Origin of the sequence: Streptomyces fulvorobeus (assembly GCF_013167895.1) — a bacterium.
GTDB classification, from domain to species: Bacteria; Actinomycetota; Actinomycetes; order Streptomycetales; family Streptomycetaceae; genus Streptomyces; species Streptomyces fulvorobeus.
Genome location: NZ_BLWC01000001.1, coordinates 3669320 through 3687407, shown reverse-complemented (window position 1 = coordinate 3687407; position 18088 = coordinate 3669320). Strand labels below are relative to the sequence as shown.

15 protein-coding genes and 3 pseudogenes are annotated in these 18088 nt (G+C 73.3%); 7 read left to right on the top strand and 11 right to left on the bottom strand.

The features are described from left to right. Window positions 1-99: 99 nt before the first annotated feature. A pseudogene (locus tag Sfulv_RS16755) lies at window positions 100-734 on the top strand (hypothetical protein). Between the two features lie 39 nt (window positions 735-773). On the opposite strand, the pseudogene afsK reads toward Sfulv_RS16755, so the two are convergent. Next, window positions 774-3199, bottom strand: a pseudogene (afsK, locus tag Sfulv_RS16750) (protein serine/threonine kinase AfsK). A gap of 219 nt (window positions 3200-3418) precedes the next feature. Continuing rightward, the gene (locus tag Sfulv_RS16745) at window positions 3419-4228 is read right to left on the bottom strand and encodes a VOC family protein (protein WP_173314782.1); all 810 of its coding nucleotides are present in this window, start codon (window positions 4226-4228) and stop codon (window positions 3419-3421) included. Between the two features lie 325 nt (window positions 4229-4553). Between Sfulv_RS16745 and Sfulv_RS16740 the strand changes: the two genes are divergently transcribed. The 4 genes from Sfulv_RS16740 (at window position 4554) to Sfulv_RS16725 (ending at window position 8310) form a co-directional block, all read left to right on the top strand. After that, complete coding sequence (locus Sfulv_RS16740) at window positions 4554-5201, top strand: TetR family transcriptional regulator (RefSeq protein WP_173314779.1); 648 nt, start codon at window positions 4554-4556, stop codon at window positions 5199-5201. 148 nt (window positions 5202-5349) lie between these two features. Then, entirely contained in the window at window positions 5350-6015 is a 666-nt protein-coding gene (locus Sfulv_RS16735; protein ID WP_173314776.1) for a pyridoxine/pyridoxamine 5'-phosphate oxidase, read from the top strand. Between the two features lie 96 nt (window positions 6016-6111). Next, window positions 6112-7314 (top strand): flavin-containing monooxygenase, encoded by a 1203-nt coding sequence (locus Sfulv_RS16730; RefSeq protein WP_173314773.1) that lies wholly within the window; start codon window positions 6112-6114, stop codon window positions 7312-7314. A gap of 57 nt (window positions 7315-7371) precedes the next feature. Beyond that, window positions 7372-8310 (top strand): AraC family transcriptional regulator, encoded by a 939-nt coding sequence (locus tag Sfulv_RS16725; protein ID WP_173314770.1) that lies wholly within the window; start codon window positions 7372-7374, stop codon window positions 8308-8310. Window positions 8311-8430: 120 nt separating this feature from the next. On the opposite strand, the gene Sfulv_RS16720 is transcribed toward Sfulv_RS16725, so the two are convergent. From Sfulv_RS16720 to Sfulv_RS16690, 8 genes and pseudogenes are all read right to left on the bottom strand, one after another. Beyond that, entirely contained in the window at window positions 8431-9279 is an 849-nt protein-coding gene (locus tag Sfulv_RS16720; protein WP_173314767.1) for an NAD(P)H-binding protein, read from the bottom strand. Window positions 9280-9374: 95 nt separating this feature from the next. Continuing rightward, window positions 9375-10358, bottom strand: a complete 984-nt coding sequence (locus Sfulv_RS16715; RefSeq protein WP_256668959.1) for a hypothetical protein — start codon at window positions 10356-10358, stop codon at window positions 9375-9377. After that, the gene (locus Sfulv_RS30500; RefSeq protein WP_256668958.1) at window positions 10355-10726 is read right to left on the bottom strand and encodes a hypothetical protein; all 372 of its coding nucleotides are present in this window, start codon (window positions 10724-10726) and stop codon (window positions 10355-10357) included. Before Sfulv_RS30500 ends, Sfulv_RS16715 begins: the two co-directional genes overlap by 4 nt. Window positions 10727-11006: 280 nt before the next feature. Further along, window positions 11007-11407 (bottom strand): annotated as a pseudogene (locus tag Sfulv_RS16710) (ribosomal maturation YjgA family protein). Beyond that, complete coding sequence (locus Sfulv_RS16705) at window positions 11404-12702, bottom strand: MFS transporter (protein WP_173314764.1); 1299 nt, start codon at window positions 12700-12702, stop codon at window positions 11404-11406. Before Sfulv_RS16705 ends, Sfulv_RS16710 begins: the two are co-directional and overlap by 4 nt. Window positions 12703-12879: 177 nt before the next feature. Next, window positions 12880-13431, bottom strand: coding sequence for an ATP-binding protein (locus Sfulv_RS16700; protein WP_256668957.1), 552 nt, complete (start codon window positions 13429-13431; stop codon window positions 12880-12882). 534 nt (window positions 13432-13965) lie between these two features. Beyond that, window positions 13966-14487, bottom strand: coding sequence for an EF-hand domain-containing protein (locus Sfulv_RS16695; protein WP_173314762.1), 522 nt, complete (start codon window positions 14485-14487; stop codon window positions 13966-13968). An 83-nt stretch (window positions 14488-14570) separates the two neighbouring features. Further along, entirely contained in the window at window positions 14571-14945 is a 375-nt protein-coding gene (locus Sfulv_RS16690; RefSeq protein WP_173314759.1) for an STAS domain-containing protein, read from the bottom strand. A gap of 225 nt (window positions 14946-15170) precedes the next feature. Here Sfulv_RS16690 and Sfulv_RS16685 point away from each other — a divergent pair, with 225 nt between their 5' ends. Together Sfulv_RS16685 and Sfulv_RS16680 are read left to right on the top strand one after the other, a co-directional pair. Further along, the gene (locus tag Sfulv_RS16685) at window positions 15171-15767 is read left to right on the top strand and encodes an RNA polymerase sigma factor (RefSeq protein ID WP_173314755.1); all 597 of its coding nucleotides are present in this window, start codon (window positions 15171-15173) and stop codon (window positions 15765-15767) included. Then, window positions 15764-17152, top strand: a complete 1389-nt coding sequence (locus tag Sfulv_RS16680) for a zf-HC2 domain-containing protein (RefSeq protein ID WP_173314753.1) — start codon at window positions 15764-15766, stop codon at window positions 17150-17152. Before Sfulv_RS16685 ends, Sfulv_RS16680 begins: the two co-directional genes overlap by 4 nt. A gap of 11 nt (window positions 17153-17163) precedes the next feature. On the opposite strand, the gene purU is transcribed toward Sfulv_RS16680, so the two are convergent. Further along, window positions 17164-18066 carry a formyltetrahydrofolate deformylase gene (purU, locus tag Sfulv_RS16675; protein WP_173314750.1) on the bottom strand — a complete coding sequence of 301 codons (903 nt, stop codon included), beginning with the start codon at window positions 18064-18066 and terminating at the stop codon, window positions 17164-17166. Window positions 18067-18088 lie beyond the last annotated feature (22 nt).

Here is an 18088-nt window from a genome sequence, read left to right as displayed (position 1 = left end):
GCCGTCCGCCCGGTCGCGAGGGCGTTGGGCCCGGCGTAGCGTCGGTTGCGCGCGGGCGCGTGCGCGCGCAGGCCGCTAGCTCTTCGCGGGAGGCCCCTGATGATCCGCAACGTCCTCGGTTCCCTCGTCGCCCTGGCCGGCGCTGCGGCGGCCGCCGTGAGCCCCTTCCGGGACTGGTACGAGGACCGGGCCGGGCTCGACTACCGCGTCCAGGACCTCTTCGGGGCATCACCGACACGGAGTCCGCGGTGCTGGGCTCCCTCCTGCCGCCGTTCCTCATCGCCGCGCTGGTCGCCCTGGTCGGCGTGGTGCTCCGGTCGCGGCTCGTGGTGGCCTTCGCCGGGCTGGTGGTCCTGGGCCTGACCGTGCTGTGGATGGTCCGCCAGGGTCAGGAGGCCAACGGCCTGACGGTGGGCGGCGACGGTTCCGCGCTCCGGGACGGAGTGGCGCTGGCAGGGGCCGGCGGGCTTCTGCTGCTGCTCGGCGCGGCGCTGATGCCGGGGCGGCGGGCCCGGTCACGGACCGGCCGTACGGAGCCCTACCCGGCGCCCGGGCCGGACCAGCCGGACGCCTGGCCGCCCACCGGGGAGCCGGGACCGCCCGCGCGGCCGTCGCCGTGGCCGGAGCGGGAGGCGGACCCGTACGCGGGGCCCGGTTCCCGAGACGACCAGGAGACGCGTTCGTATCCCACCCGGGGTGAGTGGCCCGACCGACACCGTCCGCCGGACGCCTGACGCCTCACGTCACGCCTGACGCCTCACGTCTGAAGCCGCCTAGGCGCGCGCCCGGTTGCCGGTGCCCGTTCCCTTCAGCGCGTCCAGCGCGTACACGCAGCGGTCCTTGCTGCACGCGTACACCACGCCCGCCTGCACCACCGGCGAGCCCGTGATCTCGCCTCCGGTGGCGAGCTTCCAGCGGAGCTGGCCGCCCGCCGCGTCCAGCGTGTAGAGCACGTGGTCCGCCGAGCCGAAGTGCACGCGCCCGTCCGCGACCACCGCGGTGCCCACCACGTCGCCGCCCGCGGCGAAACGCCACTTCGGCGTGCCGGTCACCGCGTCCAGCGTGTACAGCGCGCTGCCGCTGCCGACGTGGACGTTGCCCGCCGCCACCAGGACCGGCTCGATCGACTGGCGGGCCTCCGTCGCGATCCGCCAGCGGTCCTTGCCCGTCGCGGCGTCGAGGGCGTACACCGTGCCGAGGTAGTCGGCGAGGTACACCCCGCCCCCGGTCACCGCGGGCCCCGGGGCGAAGGCCGGCGGGGAGAGGAAGGCGGCCGGTGACTCGAAGTGCCAGCGCACATGGCCGGAGGCCGAGTCCACCGAGAGCACCCGGGTCCCCGCCGACACGTACACCCAGCCGTCCGCGGCCGGTGCGACCCGGACCGGCACGCCGCCGCAGGACGCCGCGTCCCCGATCGGGTACGACCACCGCTCCGCGCCGGTACGGGCGTCGACGGCGCGCAGCCGGGCGTTCTGCCAGAGGTACACCGTGCCGTCGTGTATCGCGGGCCCGGCCTCCGGCGTCTCGAAGTCCGTCTGGACGCCCGTGGTCTCCCACAGCTTGTCGCCGCTGGACGCCTCCCACGCCTGGACGCCGCCGCCCCGCGTCCCGGTCACCACCGTGCCCCGGTCGGCCTTGAGGGAGTACACCCAGGCATCCGACTGCAGGCGCCAGCGTTCGGCGCCGGTCGCCGCGTCGAGCGCGTACAGGGACGGGCCGTCCGAGCCGTGTATCCGGCCGCCGTCGACGGCCATCGCCCAGGCCACGTCCCGGGTCTTGAACTGCCGTCTCCCGTTGCCCACGTCCAGCGCGTGGACCTCGAACGACGTCACGTACAGCAGGTCACCGGCGACGACCGGCGTCCCCCACACATCGTTCGACATGCGAAAGCGCCAGGGCCGCCAGCGGTCCGGCGCGGCGGGCACCGCATCGGGCGCGGGCGCGGGGCCGGCACGGGGGCGGTCACCGGGGTGGCACCGTTCACCCCGGCGGGCGGGCGCACCCAGCCGGTCGCCGGATCGGCGTGCGCCGCCGCCGCGCCGCGGGTCTCGCCGGGCCGCAGCCCGGGGCCGATCGGCACCTTCGCCCCGGCCAGCCGTACGGGTCCGCCGCCGGGCGGAGGGGATGAGGCGAGGGCCTGGCCCGGCAAGGGGGAACGGAGGTCGGCGCCGCTGCGCCAGGCCGTGTCCCACTCGGCGCCCTGCGGGGGGCGCGGCGGCCTCTGCGGCGGCGGAGGCACTGCCACCGGGGCGGCGTGCGCCGGAGCGTGCGCGGGGACCGGGACCGCCGGAGCGATCGTGCGGCCGCCCCCGCGCCGCTGTTCGATCATGGCGGTGGCCCGGTGCGGCAGCCACGCCGACGCCGTACCGCTGTCGTCGCTGCCGGAGGCGAAGAGGTGCGGGGCGAGCTGTGACTGGAGATCGGCGGGGCTGGGCCGCCGGGTGGCTTCCATCTGCATGCAGGACTCGATCAGCGGCCGCAGATCCTCGGGCAGGCCCTCCGTGTCAGGGCCCTCCCGGAGCAGCATGAACACCGTCTCGACGGGGTTGGCGCCGTGGAACGGCGCGTGCCCGGTCGCGGCGAACACCAGGGTCGAGCCGAGCGAGAAGATGTCGCTGGCCCCGGTCACGCTCCGCGAGTCCCGCGCCTGCTCGGGAGACATGTAGGCGGGGGTGCCGACCGCCACGTTCGTCATGGTCAGGCGGGTGTTGGAGACACCGGACGCGATCCCGAAGTCGATGACGCGCGGGCCGTCCTCGACGACCAGCACGTTGGAGGGCTTCATGTCGCGGTGGACGAGACCGGCGCCGTGGATGGACTGGAGCGCCTCGGCGATCCCGGCCGCCAGCCACCGCACCGCCTGGGTCGGCATGGGCCCGCACTCGTTCACTATCTCCTCGAGCGAGGGCGCGGGCACATAGGCGGTGGCCAGCCACGGCACCGCCGCCCGCGGGTCGGCGTCGACCACGGCTGCCGTGTAGAACCCGCTGACCGCGCGGGCGGCCTCCACCTCACGCGTGAACCGGACCCGGAACAGCTGGTCCTCGGCGAGCTCCGTACGCACCGTCTTGATCGCCACCCGCCGGCCCGACGCCGAGCGCGCGAGATAGACCAGCCCCATGCCGCCGGCGCCGAGTCGTCCCAGCACCTCGAACGGGCCGATCCGCCTCGGGTCGTGCTGCGTCAGCTGTTCCACCACTTGCCCTGCCACCTCCCCGTACGGACCTCAGGAACAGAAGCCCGCGAAATCCCGCCATGTGCAGCGTCTCACCACTGGGCACCACCTGGCGGTGCGCACCCCGATTCTTCCTGTCGGAGGTACCGGTTGCGAACCCGGGGCCGGATCGGGGTGTCCTATGTCACTTCATCCGTTACTGGGACACGGGGGTGCGGGGTGAGGGCGGGAGACGTGCCCCGCTCAGGGCAGGAGTTCGGTCGGCTGGAGTACGGCGAAGGCGGCGCCCTGGTCGTCCTGGACGACCGCCATCCGGCCGTACGGGATGTCGAACGGCGGCGCGGTGACCCGGCCGCCCAGGCGGACGACGGTCTCGGCCGCCCGGTCGCAGTCGGCGACCGCGAAGTAGGTGAGGAAGTAGCTGGGCATCTCGGCGGGGAAGGCGTCCGTGATGAGACTGCGCCCGCCGACCGCCGTGTCGGGCCCCGGTTCGGTGCCCGGGGGCGACCACATCCGGAAGTCGACGCCGGACTCGGCGGTCTCCGCGTGCTCGTCGGCCGGCTCCGCGATGTCCGTCCCCGCGAAGCCGAGAACGCGCTCGTAGAAGGCGTCCACGGCCTTTGGCCGGCGGGTGTGGACCTCGGTCCAGCAGAAGGAGCCCGGTTCGTTCTGCTTCTCGAAGCCGGACCGGTCGCCGGCCTGCCACAGCCCGAACACCGCGCCGCCCGGGTCGGCCGCCAGGGCGAGCACTCCGGCCCGGCCCGCCCGCACGGGGTCGGTGATCACCTGGCCGCCCGCTTCCCTGACGAGGGCCACCGTGGTGGTGATGTCGTCGGTGGAGAAGTAGACGCCCCAGGCGGTCGGCATCCGGCCGTCCTGTTTGGCGGCGAGCGCGGCGACGAGCCGGCCGTCGCTGAAGGCGTCGGCGAACGGCAGGCCGTCGCCCGCGCGGAAGGTCCAGCCGAAGAGCCCGCCGTAGAAGCGCTTGCCCGCCTCCAGGTCGGAGAGCTGCACATCCACCCAGCACGGTACGGAGTGCGCGAATGCGGCCATGGGGCCCGGTCCTTCCGTAGCGACGACAGCCGGACGGTGACGCCCGTCACAGTCAACGTAACGGCGCGCGCGGCACCGCGCGCCCCGGGGCGCCCATACAGAACATTCACCCCAGTCGGGAAGACCTCGCACCCGGCGTGGGCGGAGTTGTCCACCGAAGTTGTCCACAGGCTGTTGATAACACTTATGCCGTGTGAGCTCCGGGCCGCGCTCCACAGTGCGAAATCTGGCCGAAAAGGGACCCCCACACCCCTCCGGTCCTGCGGCGTTCCCCATTTGCAGTCGGCCGAATCGCGCTCCGATCACCCCTCGGTAAGCTGACGGCATGACAGGACAAGTACGCACTGTCGACGGCCGCGTGGCCGGTCGACGCGGTCAGGCGACGCGGCAGAAGCTGCTCGACTGCCTCAGCGAGATGCTCAGCTCCTCGCCGTACCGGGACGTCAAGGTCATCGACGTGGCCCGGAAGGCGGGGACCTCACCCGCGACCTTCTACCAGTACTTTCCCGACGTCGAGGGCGCCGTTCTCGAAATCGCCGAGGAGACGGCCAAGGAGGGCGCGGGGCTGACCCGGCTGGTCGCCGGCCGCTCCTGGGTCGGCAAGGCCGGCTGGCAGACCTGCGAGGAACTGGTCGAGGGGTTCCTCGACTTCTGGCGCCGCCACGACGCCATCCTCCGGGTGATCGACCTGGGTGCCGCCGAAGGCGACAAGCGGTTCTACAAGATCCGCATGAAGATCCTGAATTCGGTCACCAACTCCCTTACGGAGTCGGTGAAGGAGCTCCAGGCCAAGGGCAAGGTAGACAAGGACGCCAGCCCCGCGGCGATGGCGGGCTCCCTGGTCGTGATGCTGGCGGCGGTCGCCTCCCACCAGAAGGGCTTCACCACCTGGGGCGTCAAGCCGGCCGAACTCCGCCCCAATCTCGCCATGTTGGTATACCTGGGCATCACCGGCAAGAAGCCGTCGAAGTAGGGTCGGCGCCGGCACCCTCACCCGCCTGCCGGGACCTCAGCGCATCCTCCCCGAACCGGGCACCCGCCTGCCGGGACCTCAGCGTCCCCTCCCCGCCTCAGCGCATCCTTCCCGCCTCAGCGTCTCCTCCCTGGGGTGAAATGACCCCATGCCCGATTCGCACAGCACCTTCCTCGGCCTGCTCCACACCCAGCGCGTGTGGGACATCGACCTCCCCGCCTTCGACCCGGCCACCGCGCCCGGCGATCCCCTCCCCCTCTTCCACACCTGGTTCGCCGAAGCCGTGGCCGCCGGGCAGCCGGAGCCGCACACCATGTCCCTCGCCACCGTCGACGAGGAGGGCCGCCCCGACGTCCGTACGCTGATGCTGCACGACGCGGACCGGCGCGGCTGGCACTTCGCCTCGCACGCGACCAGCGCGAAGGGCCGCCAGCTCGCCGCCAGGCCGTACGCCGCGCTCGGCTTCTACTGGCCGGCGCGGGGGCGGCAGGTGCGGGTGCGGGGACCGGTCCGCGAGGCGGACCGGGCGGAGAGCCTGGCCGACCTGCACGCCCGCTCGACGGGTGCGCTGGCATCGGCGCTGGTGGGGCGGCAGAGCGAGGTCCTCGCGAGCCGGGACGAGCTGGTCCGGGCCTCCGAGGCCGCCTGGGAGCGGGCCGGTGCCGCCCCGGCCACCGAGGTGCGCAGCTGGACCCGGTACGTGGTCGAGCCGCGTGAGGTCGAGTTCTTCCAGGGCGACGCGCGGCGGCAGCACGTACGTCTGCGGTACCACCTGGACGCCGGCTCCTGGGTGCGGGAACTCCTCTGGCCCTGAGCCGGGCCCGTCCCGTACCGGCCCGTGATCAATTCGCAACCGATTCCGCCCTTGACCGAGACCCATCAAGTGAGCGCGCGATTACGCTCCATAGCCATGCCCGACAGCACGTCCGCCCCCCGCAGCCCCGTATCCGCCACCGCCGAGGCCGGTCCGGCCGACCTCACCGACGACCGGCCCGTCTACGTCGTCGGCGCGGGGCCCGGCGGTCTCGCCGTCGCGGCCGCCCTGCGCGCACAGGGCGTACGGGCCGTCGTGCTGGAGAGGTCCGAGAACGTGGGGGCCTCCTGGCGCCGCCACTACGACCGGCTGCGTCTGCACACCACCCGCCGCTGGTCCGCGCTGCCCGGCCTCGCGATACCCCGCCGGTTCGGGCGCTGGGTGGGCCGTGCGGACGTGGTGCGCTACCTGGAGAAGTACGCCGAGCACCACGCGCTCGAAGTGGTCACCGGCGTCGAGGTCTTCCGTATCGACCGGGCGCAGGACGGCACGGGCTGGCAGCTGACCGCGAGCGGCGGCCGGGTCCTGACCGGGCGGGCCGTCGTCGTCGCCACCGGGTACAACCACACCCCGCACGTCCCTGACTGGTCCGGACGCGACACGTTCACCGGCGCGCTGCTGCACGCGTCGGAGTACCGCGCCCCCGCCCCGTACGCCGGAAAGGACGTCCTCGTCGCCGGGATCGGCAACACGGGGGCGGAGATCGCCGTGGACCTGGTGGAGGGCGGCGCTTCCCGGGTCAGGATCGCGGTGCGCACCGCTCCGCACATCGTCCGCCGCTCCACCGCCGGCTGGCCCGCGCAGGCGACCGGCATCCTCGTGCGGCGGCTGCCGGTACGGCTCGTGGACCGTGCGGGCGCGGTGATGGCGAGACTCGCCGTACCCGACCTGTCCGCCCACGGTCTGCCCCGCCCCGCCACGGGGCTCTACTCCCGGGTCAGGGAGGGTGCGATCCCGGTCCAGGACGTGGGCCTGATCGGCGCGGTGAAGTCCGGCCGGGTGGTGCCGGTGGCGGCCGTGGAGTCCTTCGACGGGGACGCGGTGGTCCTGGCCGACGGCACCCGGGCCACCCCGGACGCGGTGATCGCGGCGACCGGGTACCGGCGGGCCCTGGAGCCCCTGGTCGGCCACCTCGGCGTCCTCGACGCGCGGGGGCGTCCGGTGGTGCACGGCGGCCGTGCGCCGAAGGGTGCGCCGGGCCTGTACTTCACCGGGTTCACCAACCCGATCAGCGGCATGTTCCGCGAGATGGCCCGGGACGCCCGCAAGATAGCCAGCAGCGTCTCCCGCGGGCGCTGAGGCCGGAACCCGCCGGGAGACCGTCCGCGCGCCCGTGCGTCTGCCTATCGTTGCGCCATGGACGTGTTCGATGAACTGCTGGGCGGCGTACGGGGCAAGGGCACGGTGTTCGGCCGTTCGGTGCTGTGGCCGCCGTGGTCGCTGCGGTTCACGGACTGTGCGTATCTGACCCTGTGCGTGCCGCTGCGCGGAGCCGGGTGGATCGTTCCGGAGGGCGGGACTCCGCTCCGGGTGGAGGTCGGCGAGGCCGCGATCGTACGGGGGCCCGCGCCGTTCGTCTTCACCGACGACCCGGAACGGGCGGCGGGTGCCGCGGTACGGGACGTGCACTGGTCAGGGGAGACGGGCGGCGAGCGGGTCCCCGTGGGGGAGACCGACGGGCCCACCGTCCTGATGGCCGCCGTCTACGACGTGCAGGCCGCCGTGCCGCAGCGGCTGCTGCGCGTTCTGCCGCCGGCCCTGGTGGTCACGGACGAGCACGACTGCGCGCCGCTGCGGGACTACCTGGAGGCGCAGATCGCCGGGCCGGGACCGGGGCGGCAGACCGTGCTCGACCGGCTGCTGGACTGGCTGCTGGTGTGCACGCTGCGCGACTGGTTCGACCGCCCGGAGGCCGAGCCGCCCAAGTGGTACGGGGCGCTCGGGGACGAGGTGGCGGGGCCCGCCCTGCGCGCGATGCACGAGGACCCGGCGCACCCGTGGACGACGGCGGAGCTGGCCGACCGGGCGGGGGTGTCGCGCACGACCCTGGCCAAGCGGTTCACGGAACTGGTCGGGGAGAGCCCGGTGGCGTATCTGACGGAGTGGCGGATGACGCTCGCCGCCGACCTGCTGGTGCGCCCCGAGCTGACGGTGGGGGCCGTGGCGCGACGGGTGGGGTACGCGGACGCGTTCGGCTTCAGCGCGGCCTTCAAGCGGCTCAGGGGCGAGAGCCCGAGCGCCTACCGGCGGGACGCCCCGGACGCCCGCCGGAACCAGGAGGCCCCGGCGGGCTGAGCGGCGGGGCGGGCGCGCGGGTTCGGGTAGGGGTCGCGGCAGCGGGGCGGCGCGGGAGCGGGGACAGTTCCTCCGCTGTCCGCGCCTCCGCTCCTCCGCGCCCCGCTCCCTCTCCGCCCGTCAGCGCTGCCAGGCGCCGCCCGCCGCCGCGTCCCGGACGAAGTCGGCGAAGTCGCGGGGCTCGCGGCCCAGCGCGCGGCGCACGCCGTCCGCGACCACGGCCTCCCGGTGCGTACGGATCGGCCTCAGCGCGTCGGTCCACAGGGCCGCTTCGTCTTCCGGCATCCCCTGGGCGAGCAGGCCCGCCAGGAACTCCCGCTCGTCGGCCGGCACGTACACGCACCGAACGCCGGTCGCCTTCTCGATCTCGGCGAGTGCCGCGCCCATGGAGAGCGCCCGGGGGCCGGACAGCTCGTACACCTGGCCCTGGTGGCCGTCCTCGGTGAGCGCGGCGACCGCCACCGCCGCGATGTCGTCGGCGTCGACGAAGGCCACGGCGCCGTCCCCGGCGGGCAGGGCGAGTTCGCCGGAGAGCACGCCGTCCAGGAAGACGCCCTCGTCGAAGTTCTGCGCGAACCAGCCGGGCCGCAGGACCGTCCACTCCACGCCGGAGCCACGGACGGCGGTCTCACTCTCCATGTGCGGCCCGTTGCCGTCGTAGGACGCACCGAAGTAGCCGGGGACGTCCACGCCGCGGGCGGAGAGCAGGACGATCCGCCGCACCCCGCTCGCCACAGCCTCCTCCACGAGGGCGGGCGTCGGGGAGGGTGAGACGTCCAGCGGAACGATGTAGACGGCGCCCGCCCCGGCGAGGGCGGGCCGCCAGGTGGAGCGGTCCGCCCAGTCGAACGGGGTCTCCCCGGACCGCGAGGCCGCCCGCGTCTCCACCCCTCGCGCACGGAGTCCGGCCACGACGCGGCGCCCGGTCTTGCCGGTGCCGCCGATCACTACCACGGTTTCATCAGTCATGATCCGAGCATGCGCCGGCGCTCGGGCCGTGCCCATGTCCCACCGTCCGCGATGGATGTCCGGGCGTCCGCCGACGCCCGGACGTCCGGGCCGGGTTACGCCTTGGGCGTCGGGTTCACGACCACCTTGGCGGTGTTGTTACGGGTGTTCGGGTCGAACGCGAAGGCGGGCAGGCCCGGGCTCTCCGGGCGCAGGTACACCCGGCCCTTGGCGTCCGGGACGACCTCGTCGATCCGCAGCTGGAATGGGAAGGTCCGCTTCGTGCTCTCCGAGACCCAGTACGGCATGGCGCACGAGTAGCGGGGAGCGCCCAGGTGCCGCGGGTAGTAGGCGCCGGACAGCGTCCTGGCCTGGCAGCCCTCGGGCGCTCCGGTGACGGTCACGCCCCGCGGGACGGTGAAGTCGACGACGGCGACGGCGTCACCGGAACCCAGGTTGCCGACCCAGGCCGGTCCCCTGTTGCGGAAGGTGAGGGCGGCGGGGACGGTGTCGCCCGCGGCACCCGCGACCCGTGCGCCGCGCACGGCGAAGTCCGCCGTGTTGACCACGTCGAAGGCGGCGATGCCGTAGTTGTCCTCGGCCGAGAGGTCCGTGGCGCCCGCGCCCGGCTCGATCCCGACGTCCAGTCGCTCGTCAAGCGCGTGCGCGGCGAGCGCGAGCTTCAGCCCCCCGGGCAGCGCGAAGGACGCGCCGGGCTCGATCACCTCGTCGAACGTGCAGTCCACGTGGGTCATGATCGCCTCGCCACCGTCCGTGTCCCGGTAGGTGCACGCGGGGTGGCGGGCGGCGAAGCCGAGCCCGTAGGAGGCGGACATGCGGACCGAGAAGCCCTGGGACCGCTCGTTGCCCTTGTTCGTCACGGTCAGCGGTACGTCGTGGACGGTGCCGGGGAGGACGTCCTTGACCGGGGCAAGCCCGCCGAGGGCGAGGTCGGGGCCCGACGCGACCGTCAGGGTCGTGTCGAACGAGTCGAGCGGGGCCCGCATCTCGCCCTCGGGTCCGGTGGCTACGGCGGAGTAGACGATCCGGCCCGTGGCCCCGGCGGCGGCGCCGTCCGCTGCGCGGACCGTCAGGTTCACCTGCGGGTGTAGTCACCCCAGCCGACGGGGACCTCGGGCACGCTGCACACGGCCGTGGTGCCGCTCGGCGCGCAGTTGCCCGGCCAGGTCACGTCGGCGATCCCGGCGATGCCCGTGATGTCGACCGTGAGCCGGCCGTCCGTGACCGTGAAGTTGTCGTTGTCGTGGGTGAGGCCGACGTCGAGCGCTCGCTCCTGGGCCGCACCTCCCGCCGCCCCGAGCGGCAGGCTCAGCTCGCCGGGAACGCTGACCCACAGCGTGTCGCTGTCGGCGGCCGCGGGGGTGGCGAGGCCGCCCACCAGGAGTGCGGCAGCCGCCGCGGCGCAGGTGCCGAGGTAGACGGCACGTCGGGTCGGGACAGGTCTCATGTGATCCCCCATGGGTGGTGCTCCGGCAGTATCAGGGCGTCAGCAGTGGGTTCTCCGCAGGGCGGCGCCGACGCCGGCACCTGTTGGACGGGTGAGGAGGCCGTGAGGTTGTAGCAAAAACGATCTTTACCGACTTCGCGTGTCCCGCCGGAGGACGTGCGGCTGCTTCACTGGCTGACCGGCACCTGACCGGGCCATCACGGCGGGGAGCGGCGGGGAGCGGTGAGCGCGGACGTGAGCGGTGCTCACCCGCGCCCCGGCACACCGCCGCCCCGCCGCCTCACCCGGCCGTACGCCCGCGCACCCGGCCGCGTATCGCCCAGGCGTGCGCGCATCCCGCGGCGGCCGCCCCCACCCCGTACCAGAACAGGTCCGGAGCGTTGAAGGTCGAGCCGAGCACCAGCCGGGCCGCCGTGCTCCTGGCCGCCAGCTCCGCCGGTACGTCCGTCAGTTGCGTGAACTCCACCGCCCAGCTGAAGGCCAGCGCGATCCCGGCCGCCACCGGTGGCCGGACCCGGGGGCGGCCACCACCACGAGCGTGTGGATCAGGACCGTGTAGAGCGCGTCCCCCGCGTACTTCGCCACGTCCCCGTCCGCCGCCGCCCGCACCCCGAGCCCGGCCGCCACGGTCAGCACCGCGGCACCCGCGGCGGACAGCCGCACGCCATTCGTTCCGTTCATCCGATCCGCTCCAGCCGTCTGATCGGCCGCGCCACCAGCAGCACGGCCACCACCCCCATGTTGATCACCGCTCCCGCCAGCAGTACCTCCGGGGCCCCCACCGCCTCGGCGACCGGTCCGGCCAGCGCGCGGCCCGCCGCGACCATCAGGAGGGAGCCGGCCACGTCATAGGCGTGCAGCCGGTTCAGGGCCTCGGGCGGCACATGGGTCTGCACCGTCGTCGACCACATCACCAGCCAGAACGCGGACACCGCGCCTCCGACGAACTGCCCGGCCGCCAGCGCCGGCACGGACATGTCGAACCCCAGTGTCAGCAGGGTCAGCGCCACACCCGACAGGGCGACGGCCCCCGCCGCGAGCGGCCGGCGCGGGCGCAGCCGCAGGGCGAGCAGTCCGCCGAGCACGCTGCCGGCGCCGTTGACCGCCATCATCACGCCGTACGTCGTAGAGCCGTGCCCCTCGGTGACCAGGACGGCGGTCAGCGGGAGCATGGGACCGAGGACCGTGAACCCGTACACCGTCCAGACCGCGATCACTCCCCACAGCCAGGAGCGGGCCATGAACTCCCGCCAGCCGTCCACGAGTTCGGCGGCGAACGTGCCGCGTACCGCCTCGTCGGACGGCGCCGGGGCGAGGCGCAGGAGGAACAGGCAGACGCCGGACACGGCGAAGGTCACCGCGTTCGCCGCGTAGACCGCCCCGGCGCTCGCCAGCCCGACGAGCACCCCCGCGAAGGCGGGCCCCGCCATGGTCATGAGTGCCTCGGCGACCCTCAGGACGGCGTTGGCGCGTTGTACGTCGGCGGAGACCCGGGGCACGGTCGACGCGACGCCCGGCTGGAAGAGGGCGGCGCCGACCCCGGCCACGGAGCTCAGCGCGTACACCACCCAGAGCGGCGGATCACCCGCCGTGAAGGTCACGCAGAGCACGACGGCCCCGCCCAGGCGCAGCACATCGGCGATGATCATCATCCGGCGCGGGGTGAACCGGTCCGCGAGCACACCGCCGAACAGCACGAAGAACGCCAGCGGGCCCATCCAGGCGGCCAGCGCGAAGCCCACGGAGGACGCGGGGCGGCCCGCGCCGAGCAGTCCCGCGGTGAGCGCCACGGGGATCATCCCGTCACCGAAGAGCGCGACGGTACGGGCCACGAAGAAGAGCCGGAAGTTACGGTTCCACAGCGGCCCCGGCAGGGCGGTCCCCTTCGACCCGGAGGGCGGCGGGAAGGCCGGGAGGAGCGGCTCGGCGGCACGTCCGGCATCGGGTACGCAGACGCCGTCCGCGGGTTTCTCCATCACAGCGGTGACATGTATCAGCTTTTGGTCTGTACCAGCTAGTGGTGAAGGGAGTCCGCATGCCGCAGCGGATCGTCCTCCTGGCTCTCGACGGGCTGCTCCCGTTCGAACCGGGCACTCCGCAGAGGCTGTTCGGCGTCAGCCGGCGGACACCCCCTGGAGGGTGTCCGCCGGGTGTCACCCGTTCCTGCTCTGCGCGATGCCCGAGCCGGTCACCGGCACCACCGGTACTCCGCTCGCCCCTGCCACCGCCCGCTGAACACCGAACGCCGCTCCGGGGACCACCACAGGAACGGCCGGGACCCCGGAAGCCGCACGGGCCGGCAGCGGCACACCGCTGTCGACCTCGCACCAGATCTGCTTCCCGGCACCCTCCGGCTGCCAGCCCCAGCGGTCCGCGAGGCCGTCCACCAGCTCCAGGCCGCGGCCGTTGGTGTCGTCGCCTTCCGCGTGCCGCGGCCGCGGAGGACACCCGCTGGCGTCGGCGACCTCGACCCGGACCGTGCCGACCTCCCCGGCCGAGCCGAAGAGCATCCGCAGCACGGCCGGACAGCCGGTGTGGACGACCGCGTTGGTGACCAGCTCCGAGATGAGCAGGATGAGCGTCTCCGCGAGCGGCTCGTCGTCCCCTATCCCGGACCCGACCAGCCTCGACCGCGCCCACCTGCGGGCCCGCCCCACTTCCGCGGGATCCGGCCCGACCTCCAGCTGAACCTGAAGCACCTGCACCGCTCACACCATCCGAACCGGCGGACACATCGCCTCGCGCCTCCTGAGGGTCACGGAACGTGACTCCCCTGCGAGACAGCATGGTTGACGTACAGTCACCGCAACAAGCGCTTCGGGCATATTCCAGCGCGAAGGAGTACGCGTGCCGCATACTGTGCGACGCGCGTTGCGGGGAGTCGAACAGGAGCACGCCGACTCGGCGGGAAACGCTCCCCGGCCAGGCCCGGCACAGCCCCCAGGAGTGCGAGCAGGGCACCGCACCCTTACCGGAGCGGCCGCACAGGCCGCCCCCGGGTCATCCGGTTCCAGAACCACTCGCATCCACCGGAGCGTACCCGAGCCCGGCGCCGACTCCGCCCCGTGACGAATCACGCGAAGGACACAACCCGGTATCGACCGCAGACCGACTGCTCTGCGTCACATCCCACCCCAAAGCCTCAGGAGACCCCTGAAAACCCCTCGCCCCGTACCGCGGTCCGCGCGGTACGGGGCGAGGGGGCGGCGAGCGGGCCGCGGAAACCTGCGTCGGGGCGGCTAGGCGTCCGGGAGGATCACCGTGAAGTACGCGGCGAGTGCGCCGACCGCCTCCGTCTCGGCCACCCGCCCGTCCCGGTCGGTGTCGAGCTGCCGGGCGGCCGCGTTCGCGGTCCCGGCGTCGGCGCCCAGGACCCGCAGCGCCCGCTCGACGGCCTCCACCGAGGCCGCCCCGTCGCCCCGGTCGTCGGCGACGGCGATCGCCGCGCGCAGGAAGGGGCGGGCGATCTCCGCGAAGCGCTCGGGGTTGTCACGCAGCCGCTTCACCGCCCCGCCGACGAACTCCTCACGGGTGACCCGCTGGTCCCCGTCCACGTCCGCGATGCCCGCCATGCCCTGCCAGAACGCCTCGGCCCCGGTGTAGAGCGCCTGGCCCCGGTCGCAGCGGGCCGTCGTACCGAACTCGTTGAGCAGCCGTGCCGCTGCGGCGTTGAAATCGGCGCGATCGATATAACCGTTGCCGTCCTGGTCGAGGGCGGCGAAACGGTGCGCGATCTTGCGCTCGTACTCTGCGCTGTCCATGCGGCGAGCGTACGACGCCCACGGGCGTGGCGCGTCACGATCGCGGGCTGCCGGTGTTACAACATGGTCCTGAAACCGGCCTGTCACGCCGAGAGCGGCTGGGCTTCTTCCATGATCGCCGCGGCCGCGTCGGGGTAGACCTCGAAGAGTCTGCGCACCCCGAGGGCGCCGAGCACCTTGTTGACGTGGGAGCCCTCCTCCACGCCCCGGGCCGGGAGCACCAGCCGCAGCCGGCCCCCGCAGGACTTCATCAGGCGGCGGGAGGTGATGAGCACGCTGACGCCGCTGGAGTCGCAGAAGAACACCCCGGTGAGGTCGAGGACCACGTCGTGCTGGCCCTCGGCCACCGCCCCGTGGACGGACTGACGTACGGCGGGTGAGCTCACGAGATCGAGTTCGCCGCGTATGCGCAGCACGGTCCAAGCACCCTGTTCGGATTCGTCCACCTGCAGCGTCACGCGACTGGACCTCTCGTTCAGCGGAGCCCGGCGATGCGGAAGTTCTAGTTCCCTCTCGCGGCTGCCCAGCTTCACTCCTCCGAAACCCCCGGCGCCCGGTGTTTCCCTATCATCCGGCGCCGGTCAGGGAGGCGTACTTGGGCCTACTTGGGGCAAAACCCCGTTCCGGAGGGTGCGCGGGACTACATTCGGGGTGACGAGGGGTACAGAGCGGCTGGGGGGATCATGGCAAAGGACACACCACCCCGCTGGGACCGCAGGATGCAGCAGCGGCTGGCGCGGGGCGAGGCAGCGGCCCTCGGCGAGCTCTACGACCGTTTCGCCGCACTCGTCCACAGCCAGGCCCACCGGATGCTGGACGACGAGGACGCCGCCGACCTGGTGACCCGGGAGGTCTTCGGTTACGTCTGGGAGAATCCGGACGCCTACGACCCGAAGCAGGGTTCGATGAGGTCCTGGGTGGCCCGGCTCACCCACCGCCGGTCCGTGCAGCGTCTGCGCGACGCGGAGGCGTCGCCCTACGGGTCCGCCGCGGGCGACGAGGACCGGGCGCCGGGCCCCGACGGCCTGGAGGAGCGGGTCCGCAGGGCGACGGCGGCGGCCCGCGCCGACTACATCGTGGCCTCGATGCCCGCGCCCCTGCGCGCCGCCCTGGAACTGGCGTACATCCAGCGCAGGGACTACCGCCAGACCGCCGCCGACCTCGGAGTCACCGAGGACGAGGCCAGGCGCAGGCTGCGCCTCGGTCTCCAGCTGCTCTCCACCGCGAACACCCGCCCGCTGGAGGGCTCCTCACCGCCCGGATACGGGCGGTCCCTGTGAGCGGCGACGGCGAGGGCAGGCACGACGACGGCAGCCGCGGGAGCGCGGGGCGGGACGAGGAGGTGCGGGGCGCCCGGTGCATACCCGGCCCAAGGCCCGCCGCCGACGCCCTCGGCCTGGCCCCGTCCGCCGCGCCGCTCCCAGGAGAACCCCGAAACCCCCTGGAACTCGCAGAGCCCCGAGAACCCCGAGACCTCGGAGAACCCGCACCGCCCCCGCCCGAAGATCCCGCACCAGCTCCGAGACCGGAACCGGAATCCCCCGTGGCACCTCTGTCCACGCCCGTCCTTTCCCACCGCGTCCTCAAGGCCCTGCTGGGCGCCTGGGCCCTGGCCGCCTGCTCCGCCGAGGAGACGGCAGCAGTCGAGGAGCACCTCACCGAGTGCGCGCCCTGCGCGGACGAGGCCCTGCGCCTGCGCGACGCGGTGGGCCTCCTGCACACGGACCGCAGCCTGGATCTCGACCCGCTGCTGCGCTCCCGGGTCATCGAGGGCTGCCTGAGTCGCCGGCCGGCCAGAATCCCGATTCCCGCCTGGGCCGCTCCGTACGACGCGGAGACCGCCAGGCTCGACGCCCTGCTCGGTGACATCGGCGCCTCGGAATGGCACGCCCCGGTCCGGCTGAGGTGGTTCGACGGCGAGCAGGCCGTCAACCGCAGGACGACGGTCGCCGGAGTGATCGGTCACCTGATGACCGTCGACGGTCTGGTCTCCACCGCTCTCGGGCTGGACGATCCGCTCGGCCCGGGCCAACGGCTCCACTCGCCCCTTGAGCGGACCGAAACATACTGGGCAGCCGCTTATCGGCCGCTGACCAGGACGGTCCGCGAGCCCTGGCGCGAGCAGAGCCACACCCTGATCCGGACCGTGTCCTTCGCGGGCCGGGGCGTCGCGGAACTCTCCGTACCCTACGGGGACTTCGCCCTCCCCCTCCAGGACTCGCTGCTCGACCGGGCGTTCGAGTGCTGGGTGCACGGCGGCGACATCGCGGCCGCGGTGGACTACCCGTACGAGGCTCCGTCCCCTTCGCACCTGCACCGGATGATCGACCTGGCGGTCCGGATGCTGCCGGCCGCTCTGGCCGAACGCCGCCGCGCGGGCCTGGCGGGACCCGCCCGCCATCTCGTCACGGCCGGTTCCCCGGGCCGCTCCCTGCATCTGGAGGTCGAGGGCCTCGGCGGCGGTGACTGGTACATCGCGCTGGACTCGCCCGCCGCGGTCGGCTCCCCCGGCCACACGGTGGCGCAGGTGGCACTCGACGGCGTGGAGTTCTGCCGGCTCGTGGCGGGCCACACCTCGCCCGTGGAAGCGGCTGCGGGCCAGGAAGGGGACCGCGAGGCGATCCGCGACGTGCTGTTCGCGGCGGCGGCGCTCAGCCGTCTGTAGAACCGGGCCGCCTACGCGAAGACCACCGTGCGGCGGCCGTTCAGCAGGATGCGCCGTTCCGCGTGCCACTTCACCGCGCGCGCCAGCGCCTGGCACTCCACGTCACGGCCCACGGCGACCAGCTGGTCCGGCGTGACGCCGTGGCCGACGCGCTCCACCTCCTGCTCGATGATCGGCCCCTCGTCGAGGTCGGCCGTCACGTAGTGCGCGGTCGCGCCGATCAGCTTCACCCCGCGCGCGTGCGCTTGGTGGTACGGCTTCGCGCCCTTGAAGCTCGGCAGGAACGAGTGGTGGATGTTGATGATCCGGCCGCTCAGCTGCTTGCACAGGTTGTCCGAGAGCACCTGCATGTAGCGGGCGAGCACGACCAGCTCGACGTCCTCCGCACGGACCAGTTCCAGCAGGCGCGCCTCCGCGTCCGGCTTCGTCTCCCTGGTCACCGGGATGTGCCGGAAGGGCACGCCGTACGAGGCGACGAGCTCCGCGAAGTCCTGGTGGTTGGAGACGACGGCCGCGATCTCGACCGGCAGCGCGCCGCTGGCCGAGCGGAACAGGAGGTCGTTGAGGCAGTGGCCGAACTTGCTGACCATCAGGACGATCCGCATCCGGTCCGACGAGCGGTGGATCTGCCACTCCATCCGGAACGGGTCGCCGATCACGCCGAAGCCGGCCCGCAGCTTCTCCGCCGTCACGCCCGGGTCCGCCGTGAAGTGGACGCGCATGAAGAACAGACCGGTGTCGCGGTCCCCGAACTGCTGGCTGTCCTCGATGTTGCACCCGGTCGTGAAGAGATAGCTCGACACGGCGTGCACGATGCCCTTGGTGTCAGGGCACGAGAGCGTGAGGACGTACTGCTCGGACTCGGCGTCCGGGGCAGCGGCGGGAACGGAGTCGGCAGGCTGCGGCGCGGTCATGCCCGTAGGGTGCCACACCCGC